The organism is Streptomyces abyssomicinicus (assembly GCF_008974245.1).
Classification (GTDB): Bacteria; Actinomycetota; Actinomycetes; order Streptomycetales; family Streptomycetaceae; genus Streptomyces; species Streptomyces abyssomicinicus.
On the sequence record NZ_BBZI01000010.1, the window covers coordinates 102981 to 115933 of the forward strand.

The window sequence follows — 12953 nt, forward strand, 5'->3', positions numbered from 1 at the left end:
CCCCGCACCGCCCCCGAGGAGGCACGACCATGGCCGGCCCGAACCCGATCGAACTGCAGAAGGCGCTCAGCGGCATGGACTACCCCACGGACAAGAAGTCCCTGGTCGAGCGCGCCCGCAGCAACCACGCCGACGGCAAGCTCGTCGAGAAGCTCGAGAACCTCCGCCAGGACAGCTTCGACGGCCCCAACGAGGTGCAGAAGGCGGTGTTCAAGGGCTGACCCACACGCACGGTTCACGGGCCGCACCGCCGGCCCCACCTCGCCGGTGCGGTTCCCTCCCGCGACGGAACCGCACCGGCAGACGTCTTGACCTGCGCCGCGAGGCGGACGCAGGATCGGCGCCATGAGACCGACCGCCGCCGGCAACGGCAACGCCAGTACCGTCGACGCCGTGCTGCGCCGCAGCGCGCGCCGCACCCCCGGCCGGGTCGCGGTCGACTACGCGGACCGGTCGTGGACCTACGCCGAACTCGACGACGCCGTCTCACGCGCCGCCGCCGTGCTGCGCTCCGAGGGCCTGGAACCCGGCGACCGGGTGGCCTCCTACGGCCACAACTCCGACGCCTACCTGATCGGTTACCTCGCCTGCGCCCGTGCCGGCCTGGTCCACGTGCCGGTCAACCAGAACCTCACCGGCGACGACCTGACGTACCTGATCGGCCAGTCCGGCAGCACACTGGTGCTCGCCGACCCCGCCGTCGCCGGCCGCCTCCCGCAGGGCGTGCGCACCCTCGCCCTGCGCGACGCCGAGGACTCCCTGCTCGCCCGCCTCGCCTCCGCCGTCCCCTTCGACGGACCGGGACCGGACGCCGAGGACCTGGCGCAACTGCTCTACACCTCGGGCACCACCGCGCTCCCCAAGGGCGCCATGATGACGCACCGTGCCCTGGTCCACGAGTACGTGAGCGCCGTCACCGCGCTCGGCCTGAGCGCCGACGACCGGCCGGTGCACGCGCTGCCGCTCTACCACTCGGCGCAGATGCACGTCTTCCTGCTGCCCTACCTCGCGGTGGGCGCGCGGAACACCATCCTCGACGCACCCGACGGCGACCGCCTCCTCGACCTCGTCGAAACCGGCCGCGCCGACAGCGTGTTCGCGCCGCCCACCGTGTGGATCGCCCTCGCCAACCGCCCCGACTTCGCGACGCGCGACCTGAGTTCGCTGCGCAAGGCCTTCTACGGCGCCTCCATCATGCCCGTGCCCGTCCTGGACAGGCTGCGCGAACACCTGCCGGACCTCGCCTTCCACAACTGCTTCGGCCAGAGCGAGATCGGGCCGCTCGCCATGGTGCTCGGACCCGACGAGCACGAGGGCCGGATGGACTCCTGCGGCCGCCCGGTCCTCTTCGTCGAGGCCCGGGTCGTCGACGAGAACGGCAAGGACGTCCCCGACGGCACCCCCGGCGAGATCGTCTACCGCTCCCCGCAGCTGTGCGAGGGCTACTGGGAGAAGCCCGAGGAGACCCAGGAGGCCTTCCGCGACGGCTGGTTCCACTCCGGCGACCTCGCCGTCCGCGACGCCGACGGCTACCACACCATCGTCGACCGGGTGAAGGACGTGATCAACTCCGGTGGTGTGCTGGTCGCCTCGCGCCAGGTCGAGGACGCGCTCTACACCCACCCCGAGGTCGCCGAGACCGCCGTGGTCGGCCTGCCCGACGAACGCTGGATCGAGGCGGTCACCGCGTTCGTGGTGCGGCGGGGGGAGGTCACCGAGGAGGAACTCGTCGCCCACGCCAAGGAGCGGCTGGCCTCCTTCAAGGCACCCAAGCGCGTCGTCTTCGTCGACGGGCTGCCGCGCAACGCCAGCGGGAAGATCCTCAAGCGCGAACTGCGCGACCGGTTCGGCACCACCGCCGGGGCGTGAAGCACGGGGCCTGTCGGCGGGCCCGACCGGTCGGTAGGCTGGCCGCCGACCGTCAACGGGAGGAGCACGTCCGTGGCCGAGAGCACCACCCAGCAGCAGCGGCGCACCGGCTGGGACAAGCCGGACCACCTGGACCTCAGCGGCGCCGAGTGGCGCTCCAGCAGCCGCGGCCGCGGCGACGTCCAGATCGCCTTCGTCGAGGGGTTCGTCGCGATGCGCAACAGCCACAGCCCGGAAAGCCCGTCCCTGATCTTCACCCCGGACGAGTGGGGCGCCTTCGTCTCCGACGCCCGCAAGGGCGAGTTCGACCTCACCTGAGCCACCTCGCCTGAGCCACCTCACTGAGCCGGCCGCGCCCCGCGGCGACGCCCCGACGGGGCCGCGCGAGGGTTTCCTCCCCGATTTGGGGACACTCGGCCACCGCTTCCCGCACCGGCCCGCCCCCTGGGCGAGGCTGGGCGGGAACAAGCGGAATGCCGAACTCCGGAGGTGAGGAACCCCATGACCCTGCCGGTCATCGCGGCGGTCGACGGATCGGAAGACAGCCTGCGCTCCCTGGACTGGGCGGTGCGGACGGCGTTGATGCGGGGCGCGCCCGTGCGCGTGGTGCACGTGCGCCAGTACCCGGCCTGGGCGCCTCCCGAGTTCGTCGCGGTCGGCACCGCCGACGACCCCGTGCTCGACCAGGTGCGCGCCCGGATCGAGGCGGGCGGAGGCGCCCGGCCGGACGTCGAGTACCTGAGCAGGGTCGGCGCGCCCGGCACCGTGCTGGCCGAGCTCAGCACCGAGGGCTCCCTCCTGGTGGTCGGCTCCCGCGGCCGCGGCGGCTTCGCCAGCCTGCTGCTCGGATCCACCAGCATCGCCGTCGCCCGCGACTCCCACTGCCCCGTGGTGGTCGTCCCCCGGAGCGCCCGCCAGGTCCCGGACGACCTCGCCGGCGCCTCCACCGGCCCCCGCGTCGTCGTCGGCCTCGGCGTCGACCACGCCGGCGACGCCGCCCTGGAGTTCGCCTTCGCCGAGGCCGAGATGCGCCGGGTGCGGGTCCAGGCCGTGTGCGCCTACCCGTGGCCCCCGCAGATCTGGGCCGTGCCCGGGGAGTTCACGCTGCCGATGATCGACGAGGCCGACGTCGCCGCCGAGACCCGGGAGCTCGCCGGGGAAAGGCTCGCCCCCCTGCGGGAACGCCACCCCCGCGTCGCCGTCGAGATCGCGGTGGAGGGCGGCGACGCGGCCGGCCGGCTCGTCGCCCACTCCAAGGACGCCGAGCTGGTCGTCGTCGGCCGCCATCAGCGGCGGCTGCTGGTGCCGACCCGGATGGTCGGCTCCGTCACCCAGGCGGTGCTGCTGCACGCCGCCGCCCCGGTGGCCGTGGTCGCCCCGCACCCGCACGGCGACGCCGGCGACACCGACGGCACCGGGCCCGCCGGGGAGTGAACGCCCGCACACCGTGAAGCCCGGCGGGCCACGTACCATGGCGGCATGTCGTTCCTCCGCCGCCGCAGCGCCACGCCCGCCGGGCCCGACTTCGACGTCCTGGCCATGGACCCGGGCGACTGGCCCGGCAACCTCGGCGCCGGCCTGCTCCCCGCCCCCGACGGCAGCTGCCAGGGTGTCTTCCTCCGCTACGACCTGTTCGGCAACCGCGGCCCCGCGATGATCATCGGCAACCTCCCCGAGGGCTCGCCGGCCCGCGACGTCCCCGAGGGTGAGGTGCCGTTCGAGGTCGCACAGCTGCTGCTGGCGCTGGAGAACGACGAGGAGGTCACCGTCACCGGCGCCGAGGACGTGCCGGTGCTCCAGGGCGACAACCTGCTGGTGGTCCGCCGCCTCAAGCTCTCCGAGAACCGGATCTCCTGCGTCCAGTTCGACCGCAGCGACAACGTGCTGGTCACCATCGCCTCCTGGGACCGCCCGATCACCGAGGACCTCTACGCGCTCCTCAAGCCGCTGCCCGCCGAACTCTTCCGCCAGGGCTGAATCGGCGCGACCCGGCACACGCGACGGGGCCGGACCACCTCGGTGGTCCGGCCCCATCGCGTGTCCTCCCGCGGATCAGGACCTGACGACGTCCACGTCGGAGGCCTTCACGAAGGCCACCCGGTGACCCAGCTGGATCTGGTAGTAGTCCTCCTGACCGCGCACCACGGTGCCCCTGCCGCCGAACGTCGTGTTCCAGAAGTACTCCGGGTGGAACCGGTCGCCGGCCACGTACCGCTGCCCGGCCTCGAACCGGTACGGCAGCGGAGCCAGCGACTGCACCGGGACCCCCGGCGGATAGGCCGACGCCTCCGGGTACGCCCGCCCGTACACCGGCACGGACTCACGCCCCGCCTTCGGCGTCACCACCAGGCCCTTCGTCGGCACCGCGGCCGGCCGGTCCGCGGGGTTGCGGAACCAGGCCTTCTGCCCCAGGTACCAGATCGCCGTCCAGTCCCCGGCCCGTTCCGCGACCACGAACTGCTGGCCGGTCGAGGCACGGGCGCCGACGTCGTTGACCCCGATCGTGGTCCGGCCCTCGTTCTTCGGGTACAGGCCGAGGTCCTTCACCAGCGCGGCGTCCTCGGACGGCGCCGCGTACAGCCGCACCTCGCTGGAGCCGTGCGGCGCGCAGGCCACCCCGGCGCTCACGCAGCCGGTGTAGACGGGCTGGTGGGACGCGTAGTCCGGGCGGACGGTCACCACGTCGCCGTGCGGGTTGGCGTTCCGGTGGAACGGCGCCCCCATCAGCTGGAAGTAGTGCGCCCAGTCCCAGTAGGGCCCGGGGTCGGTGTGCATGCCGGGAATGTTGGCCGGGGTCACGCCGGGGATCGCGTCATGGCTGAGGATGTGCTGCCGGTCCAGCGGCACGTCGTGCCGCTTCGCCAGGTACTTCACCAGGCGGGCCGACGAGCGGTACAGCGACTCCGTGAACCAGGCGTCCGGCTGGGCCAGGAACGCCTCCTGCTCGACGCCGATCGAGTGCGCGTTCACGTACCAGTTGCCGGCGTGCCAGCCGACGTCACGGGCCTTGACGTGCTGGGCGACGTGGCCGTCGGAGGAACGGATGGAGTAGTGCCACGCCAGGTAGCTCGGGCGCTGCACCAGCATCAGGGTGGTGTCCCAGGTCGCCTCGGTGGAGTGCACCACGATGTAGTCCACCGACTGGTCCGCGGGGCGGTCCGCCAGGTCGTGGTTGCCGTAGTTGCCCGGATCGTCGCCGCCCAGGTGCTCGTACGGCGCCGGGATCCACTCGCAGGCCAGGGTCGGCGGGCACTCGGTGCCGTCCTGGTCGAGCTCGCGCAGCCCGGCCCGCTCCAGCTGCGCCGGGTCCGCCTCCGCCCGCGGATCCGCCGCCAGCACGATCCGCTCGCCGGTGTCGGTCACCCGCTCCTGGCCGGCCGCGATCACCGAGAACACGTCCTGGGCGAACATCGCGGCCGTGGCGCTGTCGTCCGCACCGGAGTAGCGGGCGATCGCCGCGTACCAGTCGGCCGGATTCTCGCTCAGCGGCTGCCCCAGCTCGCGCTGGGTCCGTGCCAGCAGGGCCGCACCGCCCTCCACATTGGCCGCCGGGTCGGTGCGCAGCTCCTCGGCGGGCAGACCGGTCAGCGCGGACGCCGCCCCCAGGGTGCGCAGGTGCGCCGGGAGCTCCGACGCCTCGGGAACCTCCGGCGCCCCGGCCGGCCCCGCCTCCGGGACCGCCATCGGCCGGGCCTCGTCGCCCCGCGGATCCTCCTCGCCGTGGCTGTGGTGCGGAGCCTCGGCCAGGGCGGAGGACAGATCGGTCAGGTGCATTGGGCCGTAACCGCCGGCGACGCTGGGCAGACCGGCGTGCGCGTCCCACCGGGACTCCAGGTACGACACGCCGAGCAGCACGCTCCGCGGCACGTCGTACTCGGCGGCGGCCCGGGTGAACGCCTCACCCAGCGGACCGCCGCCCGCCGGGTCACCGGGCGCGGCGCCCAGCAGGGGAAGCATCAGGGCGGCCGCGGCGACGGCGCCCGCGGCGCGTCTGCGCAACGGGCGCCCGGCCCCCGGCGGGGGAGTGGGGGCGGTGACGGTTCCTCGCAATGCATCCTCCCGGGGACGGCTGGGCGCGCGTGGGGCAGATGGGGCGTGCGTCAGGGATATCGGTATCCCGCCGCCCCGTCAATGACGCGTGCATGCAAGTAAGTTGGGCCGTCCGGAAACGCCTCAGGGCCCGGGAGGACCGGGCCCTGAGGCGAGGGGGTGATGGGGCGGGGCCGGGGGAACGGTCAGCGCGTGCCGACCGCCGCCCGCACCGCCCGACGCGCCATCTGCGCGTCGTCGTGCAACCGCCGCAGCAGCAGCCGCTGCTCCTCTCCCGTCGGGATCGCCCCGGCCGGAGCGGCCACCGGTGCCGGCGCGACGTCCTGCATCGTGCGCTGCACCGCTGTCTCGTAGGTGCGGATCTCCCGGGTCAGGATCAGCATCAGGTTGACCAGGAAGGCGTCCCGGGCGGCCGGCCCCTGGGACTGGGCGAGCTGACTGATCTGCCGCCGCACGTCCGGTGCGTCTCCCAGCACCGACCAGAGCGTCGCCAGGTCGTACCCCGGCAGGTACCAGCCCGCGTGCTCCCAGTCCACCAGCACCGGACCGGTCGGTGTGACGAGGATGTTGGAGAGCAGCGCGTCACCGTGACAGAACTGCCCCATCCCCTGCCTGCCCGACGAGTGCGCGATGCCGTGCAGCAGCTTCTGCAGGTCCCCCAGGTCCCTGTCGGTGAGCAGCCCCAGCGCGTGGTACCGGTTGATCCGCGCCGCGTAGTCCAGGGGCGCGGAGAAGGTGCCCGCCGGAGGGCGCCAGGCGTTGAGCCGGCAGATCGCGCCCAGCGCCGCCCGGATGTCGGCCCGCGGCGGAGCCTCCACGGGGTGCCGGTGGAGCGCCGCGGCCCGCCCCGGCACGCGCTCGATGACCAGCGTGCAGTTGTCCGGGTCCGCCGCGATCAGCCGCGGCACCCTGACGGGGGGCCGATGCCGGACGAAGGACCGGTAGGCAGCTATTTCGTGCCGGATGCGCTCGGCCCAGGCCGGCGAGTCGTCCAGTAAAACCTTGGCCACGGCGTTGTTCCGTCCCATCGCCCCCACCAGCAGCACGGACCGGCCGGTGCGCCGCAGGACCTGCACGGGCGCGAACTCGGGGCAGATCCGGTGGACGGAGGCGATGGCGGTCCGCAGCTGCGCTCCCTGCGGACCGGACAGGTCGAGCCGTCCGCTGAGCGTCCCGGCCCCTTGAGGGGGCATCCGCCGCAGCCTCGGGCCCGGTGGCTGCACCGCGGGGCGGGTCGGATCGAGGAAGGGACCGACGCCCGGGCGGGTCTGCGGCCGGAGCGGGGCGGACACGGAGGACGACACTGCGTACATGGGAGACGGATCCCTTCGTGTGCCGGAAGAGTTACCGCGCCATCCGCCCCGGCCCCGGAGGGCACCCTGGGGAGAGCCCCCGTGACCGGGGCGGGATGGCGCACTTCTACTCCACATCACGCGGGGGCGTGGCTGACAACTGGCGACCCCTGGCGAACCCTGGCGAATAGTCGCTTGGCACTTTGGCCCGCGTTAGTGTCAAGTCAGCCGAGAACCTGGGGGCTTGACGTGAGCGGACAACCCAACACCCGCCTATCGGACCTGTTCGGCCTGGCCGGCTGGACCAAGGGCGAACTCGCGAGGCTGGTCAACCGGCAGGCGGCGGCCATGGGCCATCCGCAGCTGGCGACCGACACCTCCCGGGTGCGGCGTTGGATCGACATGGGGGAGATCCCGCGCGATCCGGTGCCCAGGGTGCTGGCGGAGCTGTTCACCGAGCGTCTCGGCCGTGTCGTGACCATCGAGGATCTCGGACTGGTCCGGCAAGGGCGAACGGGGAAACGGCAGCGCGGCGAGGAGAACCCCGACGGACTGCCGTGGGCGCCCGAGCGGACGGCTGCGGTCCTCACCGAATTCACGGGAATGGACCTCATGCTCAACCGACGCGGCTTGGTGGGCGCGGGCGTCGCGCTCACCGCAGGATCGGCGCTGCACAGCGCCATGCATCAGTGGCTGAACGCGGACCCGGCCCTCGCGGCCGACGCCACGCGTACCGACGAACTCCCGCACGCGGACCCGGCAGGGTTCGACCGATACGAGGCGGCCCCGGTGGGCTCCGAGGAGGTCGAGGAGCTGGAGCGCTCCGTCGAGGTGTTCCGGGCCTGGGACGCCTCCCGCGGCGGAGGCCTCCAACGCAAGGCGGTGGTCGGCCAGTTGAACGAGGTGGGCGGCATGCTCGCCTACCGTCACCCCGACCACCTCCAGCGGCGTCTGTGGGGCGTGGCCGCCAACCTGGCGGTGCTGGCCGGGTGGATGTCGCACGACGTGGGCCTGGAGCCCACGGCCCAGAAGTACTTCGTCATCGCGGCACACGCCGCGCGTGAGGGCGGGGACCGGCCCCGGGCCGGCGAGGCGCTCTCCCGGGCCGCGCGGCAGATGGTCCATCTGGGCCGTCCCGACGACGCCCTGGACCTGATGAAGCTCGCCAAGTCCGGCGCCGGGGAGGAGGTACTGCCGCGGACCAGGGCGATGCTCCACACCATCGAGGCGTGGGCGCAGGCGGCCATGGGCAAGAGCCAGGCCATGCGCCGCACGCTGGGGCAGGCGGAGGACCTCTTCGTCTCCGACAAGGGGGACGTCTCCCCGCCCAGCTGGATGCAGCTGTTCGACGAGGCCGACCTGCACGGCATGGAGGCGCTCGCCTACCGCACCCTCGCCGAGCACGATCCGTCGGCGGCGGCCCTGGCGCAGAACCACGCCAAGCAGGCGCTCCACCTCCGGGAGAACGGCCGGGAGCGGTCCAAGATCTTCGACTGGCTTTCCATGGCGTCGGCCTGCTTCATCGCCGACGACCCCGAGCAGGCCGACCGCTACGCCCGCCTGGCGCTGCTGTCGATGGGCAGCAACTCCTCGCACCGTACCTGGGACCGGCTCCGGCAGATGTACCGCCTGACGGGCCAGTACGCGAGTTACCCGAAGATCGAGGAACTGCGCGAGGAGATCCAGCTCGCCCTGCCCAAGCCCAAGCGGCCGGGGAGCGGCGCGGCGGTGTGAAAGGGGTGGGGCTCCGCCGTCGAGGCGGATCGCTCGCATCCCTGTGCGCGGCGGTGGCGGACGGCCGCCCTGACGTCGTGGTGAGGTGTGCCCGGCCTGACGGCCGACGGGCGCCCCCTCGGGGGCGGCGGCGGGCCCGGACCGTTCAGCCGTGTCAGCGCTGTGTCAGTCGTGCACGCGGGCGACCAGGAAGGAGCCGGTGCCGCGGCCCCGGTCGTCGCCGAACTCGTCCGCCAGCACCTGTGCCGCGCCCTGCGCGGACGGTTCGCCCTGGAGGCTTCCGGCCAGGGCGGTCAGCCGGTGCTCGCCCTCCGCGCCGATGACCAGCCCCGCGGTGTGGAGGACCAGAAGGTCGCCGGCCTCCAGCCGTTGCTCCGCCTCGGCCTGTCCGCCGGGGGAGTGGAGCGTCCGGCCCGTCCCGTCCCGGAACAGCACCGGGGCGGGACAGCCGGACCACCGCAACGTCATGGTCCCGGTCCGGTACCGGCAGCACAGCGCCGGGCCGGAGACCGGCAGGGCGCTGCCGCGCAGCAGATCGTCCAGCCAGACCGCCGCCCGCCCCGGCGGGGCGCCGGCCATGGCCATACCGCGCAGGGCCCCGATCAGCATCGTCGTGCCCGAGGCCACAGCGGACGGCTCGCCGGCCAGGGTGCCGAACGCGATCAGCGTCTCCCCGTCGGGGAGTTCGCAGGCGTCGTACCAGTCGCCGCCCGCGGGCCCACCGGGCTCGGAGGACGGCAGCCGGCGCGCCGCCAGCTCCAGTGACCCGGGCCCGCCCTGCCGCGGGAGCCGCAGGGAGCCGTGCCACGGGGGGAGCACGGCTTCCTGCGGCTCGACCACGAGCCCCTGCCCGGACCGGGCCGGCCGGCCGCGACGGAGCGAGTCACGGGTCTCGCTCACCGCCCGCCGGTGACGGCGCAGTTCGCTGACGTCACGCAGCACCGCCCACATGGAGGCGGTGTTGCCGTCGGCGTCGAGCACGGGCTCGCCCTTCATGTGCACAGTCCGCACCCTGCCGTCGTCCGGACGCGTGATCCGGAACTCGCCGTCGATCGGCCGGCCGTCGACCAGGCAGTCCGTCACCATGACGGTGAGCCGGGGCCGGTCCTCGTCGAGCACCAGGGAGGGCAGCTCGTCGAGGGTGAGGGCGTGGGCGGTGGGATCCATGCCGAGGATCTCGTAGAACTCGGCGGACCAGCGGACCTCGTCGGTCAGCAGTTCCCACTCCGCGCTGCCGATCCGGCCGGGGGCCGGAGCCGGTCCGGCGCCGGGCGCGGCCGGCGAGGCGGGCAGCGCCTCGGGGGAACCGGCCGCGGGGGGAGGGCCTTCGCGGAGCTGCGCCAGGTGTTCGTCGAGGTCCTCCAGGTGGTGCAGCGCGAGGTCGTACAGAGCACGCTGCCACCGGTCCTGGGGGTCCGTGCCGTTGCTCTCCGTGTCGCGGCGGACCGCGTCCATGTCCGTCCTCAGCTGCCGCGTCCGCGCGATGAGGGCCTCGACCGGGCTGTCGCCGGAGGGCGAGCGGCCGGCGGGGCGATCCGCGGACAGGTGGGACGGCATGACGAACTCCGGTGTCGAAGAGACGGTACGGCCGGGGCCGGTCGGTGAACCGGATACGACTCTCGCACAGCTCGCCACCGCCTGTAAGGGATTCGGCAACACTCGATCCGGTGGTGCTTCTGGCATATGCCAGAGTCTTTCGGGACCTACGGCCCCGGAGATCCGGGACCAACGTCACTTGCACGCAGGGAAGTTGGCAGCTAGCCCATGACCTGACGGCGGAGGGTCACGCGCCGGGACCGGGCTCCTCGGCGGGGCAGGAACCGCCCTTCAGTTCGCCCAGAAGCAGGAACGCCTCCACGGTCCGTTGTACGCAGCGTGACGAACCATAGCCCGTGTGCCCCTCGCCCTTGTTGTCCAGGACCACCGCCGAGGAGCCCAGCCGCCGGGCCGTCTCCACCGTCCAGCGGTACGGAGTGGCGGGGTCGCCCCGGGTGCCGACCAGCAGCATCCTGGGCGACCTGAGGTCGTGGACCTCCTCGCGCACGAAGTCGGTTCCGCGGGGCCGCCCGTAGCACATCAGCGCCTCGGCCAGCCGGTACCGGCCGAAGACCGGGGACGCCTTCTCGTAGGAGGCCCGCATCGCCCCCAGTTCCGCCGCGATGCGCCGCGCGGAGGGACGTTCGGGCGAGTCGGCGCAGTTGACGGCCAGCAGCGCGGCCGGGGCGTTGTCCAGCGGGACGGGCTGCCGGGACCGGCGCGGCCCGTCCCGGCGCGGCCCGTCCCGGCGGAACACCGGCGGGGAGAAGGCGCCCGGGGTGAGGCCCTGCAGGCCGCGCGGGTCGCCGTACTCCACCAGATCGGCCACCGCCCGCTCCATCTGCGGCCACAGCGCCCGGCTGTACAGCGCCTGACCGAGGGCGGCCACCAGGTCCTGGCCGGTGAAACCGCGGCCGGCCCCCGTGGGCGCCGGGTGGGCGTCCAGCATGTCGACCAGGCGTTCCACATGCCGCGGCGCGGTGCGGGCGTCGCGGCCGAAGGGGCAGCCGATGTCCTGGACGCACCAGGCCAGGAAACGCTCCAGCGCGGCCTGCTGGCCCGCGGCGCCGGCCCGGGCCTGTTCGACGGGGGAGGCGGTGAGGGTGTCCACGCCGTCCAGGACGAACCGGCCGACCCGGTGCGGGAACCGGGCGGCGTAGACGGCGCCGAGGCGGGTGCCGTAGGAGAACCCGAGGTAGTTCAGCCGGCGGTCGCCGAGGGCGTGACGGATGACGTCCATGTCGCGAGCCGCGTCCACGGTGCCCATGTGCTCCAGCACCGGGCCGGAGGCGGCGGCGCAGGCCTCGGCGATCTCCCGCAGTCTGCGCAGGTAGGGCTGCGGATCACCGTCGGCCACCCGGTCCGGGGAGGCGCTCTCGCGTCGGCCGTCGTCCGGATCGTCGGGCGCGTCGTCCCGGCCCTGCCCGGGGGAGCCGGAGTACGCGGCCTCGCCGCAGGTCACGGGGGAGGAGAGGCCGACGCCGCGGGGGTCGAAGCTGACCACGTCGTAGCCTTCGGCGAGGGGCATGAAGGCCTTGCCGGCCATGGCCAGCCGGCCGACGCCCTCACCGCCGGGGCCGCCGAAGTTGAGGACGAGCGAGCCGCGGGGCCGGTCTCCGGTGGACCGCAGGCGGGCCAGCGCCAGCCTCAGGGAGCCGCGCTTGGGGTGCGCGTAGTCCAGCGGGACGGTCACGACACCGCACTGGAGGTCGCGCGGGGCGGCCTCGGAGTCGCAGGGGTGCCAGGTGACCCGCTGGTCGTAGAAGCGCCTCAGGCGGGGCGGCGGCTCCGCCGGGCCGCCCTCCGCCACCGACGGGACGGCGGGCAGCGCCGCGCAGAGCGCGGCCAGTGCGGCCGTGCCGGCCGCGACGCGTAGGGAACACGGACCCTGCATGCGAGCCTCCGGGGGTGGACGGCCGCAGCCCACGTTAGGCGTGTGCCGCCCGCCGCGCCCGCCCACGCGGTCCGCCCGGGGGACCGGGGCCCGGGGCCCGGAGGGCCGGGCATGCCGGCGGGGGCGGGGAGGAACCCGTCCTCCCCGCCCCCGCCGGCGTGTGTCCCGCCGTGGGCGCCGTCCGCGCCTTCCGCCTCGCAGGCCGTGTCAGCGCGTCGACCGGCTGCGGTCCAGCGCCGCGACGCCCAGGGCGGCCAGCGCGATCTGGATCAGCCACTCCAGCCAGTCGGGCCCGTTGGTGTCCGAGATGCCGAACGCCCCGGCGAGCGCCGAACCGATCAGCGCCGCCGCGATGCCGACCACGATTGTCCACAGCACTCCGATGTGCTGGCGTCCGGGCACGACGAGGCGTCCCAGCACGCCGATCACGATGCCGATGACAATCGCGCTGATGATGCCCGAGATCTCCATCTTTCCGCCCGTCCCTTCGCATGCGTCCTGCGGTCCTTCTGCCCCCGGCGGGCGGTCGCACGCTCCCCGGCCGCCGGGACCGTGGGTGTCGTGCGCGGTTCGGCAGG

Annotated in this window: 11 protein-coding genes; 6 read left to right on the top strand and 5 right to left on the bottom strand. The window is 73.8% G+C overall.

Features of this window, described 5'->3' with window-relative positions; all coding sequences use genetic code 11:
- The first annotated feature begins 29 nt into the window (after positions 1–29).
- The 5 genes from GBN72_RS23565 to GBN72_RS23585 all read left to right on the top strand — a co-directional run bounded on the left by GBN72_RS23565 (position 30) and on the right by GBN72_RS23585 (position 3846).
- Positions 30–221 carry a DUF2795 domain-containing protein gene (locus tag GBN72_RS23565; RefSeq protein WP_151773893.1) on the top strand — a complete coding sequence of 64 codons (192 nt, stop codon included), beginning with the start codon at positions 30–32 and terminating at the stop codon, positions 219–221.
- Between the two features lie 124 nt (positions 222–345).
- Positions 346–1869 carry an acyl-CoA synthetase gene (locus GBN72_RS23570; protein ID WP_151773894.1) on the top strand — a complete coding sequence of 508 codons (1524 nt, stop codon included), beginning with the start codon at positions 346–348 and terminating at the stop codon, positions 1867–1869.
- A 72-nt stretch (positions 1870–1941) separates the two neighbouring features.
- A complete protein-coding gene (locus GBN72_RS23575; protein WP_151773895.1) occupies positions 1942–2187 on the top strand; it encodes a DUF397 domain-containing protein in 246 nt (81 codons plus the stop codon).
- 183 nt (positions 2188–2370) lie between these two features.
- Positions 2371–3303, top strand: coding sequence for a universal stress protein (locus GBN72_RS23580; RefSeq protein ID WP_151773896.1), 933 nt, complete (start codon positions 2371–2373; stop codon positions 3301–3303).
- A 45-nt stretch (positions 3304–3348) separates the two neighbouring features.
- On the top strand, positions 3349–3846 hold the full coding sequence (locus GBN72_RS23585) for a hypothetical protein (protein ID WP_151773897.1): 498 nt from the start codon (positions 3349–3351) through the stop codon (positions 3844–3846).
- Positions 3847–3921: 75 nt separating this feature from the next.
- Here GBN72_RS23585 and GBN72_RS23590 read toward each other — a convergent pair whose 3' ends face one another.
- Complete coding sequence (locus tag GBN72_RS23590; RefSeq protein WP_151773898.1) at positions 3922–5919, bottom strand: N-acetylmuramoyl-L-alanine amidase; 1998 nt, start codon at positions 5917–5919, stop codon at positions 3922–3924.
- 185 nt (positions 5920–6104) lie between these two features.
- Positions 6105–7232, bottom strand: coding sequence for an aminoglycoside phosphotransferase family protein (locus GBN72_RS23595; RefSeq protein WP_151773899.1), 1128 nt, complete (start codon positions 7230–7232; stop codon positions 6105–6107).
- 228 nt (positions 7233–7460) lie between these two features.
- Between GBN72_RS23595 and GBN72_RS23600 the strand changes: the two genes are divergently transcribed.
- Positions 7461–8945: a DNA-binding protein NsdB gene (locus GBN72_RS23600; RefSeq protein WP_151773900.1), complete on the top strand. Its 1485-nt coding sequence runs from the start codon at positions 7461–7463 to the stop codon at positions 8943–8945.
- A 165-nt stretch (positions 8946–9110) separates the two neighbouring features.
- Here the strand turns inward: GBN72_RS23600 and GBN72_RS23605 are convergent, their stop codons facing one another.
- The 3 genes from GBN72_RS23605 to GBN72_RS23615 all read right to left on the bottom strand — a co-directional run bounded on the left by GBN72_RS23605 (position 9111) and on the right by GBN72_RS23615 (position 12846).
- Positions 9111–10502: a PP2C family protein-serine/threonine phosphatase gene (locus GBN72_RS23605; RefSeq protein WP_151773901.1), complete on the bottom strand. Its 1392-nt coding sequence runs from the start codon at positions 10500–10502 to the stop codon at positions 9111–9113.
- A gap of 226 nt (positions 10503–10728) precedes the next feature.
- Entirely contained in the window at positions 10729–12375 is a 1647-nt protein-coding gene (locus GBN72_RS23610; RefSeq protein WP_151773902.1) for an alpha/beta hydrolase, read from the bottom strand.
- 207 nt (positions 12376–12582) lie between these two features.
- Positions 12583–12846, bottom strand: a complete 264-nt coding sequence (locus tag GBN72_RS23615) for a GlsB/YeaQ/YmgE family stress response membrane protein (RefSeq protein ID WP_151773903.1) — start codon at positions 12844–12846, stop codon at positions 12583–12585.
- Positions 12847–12953 lie beyond the last annotated feature (107 nt).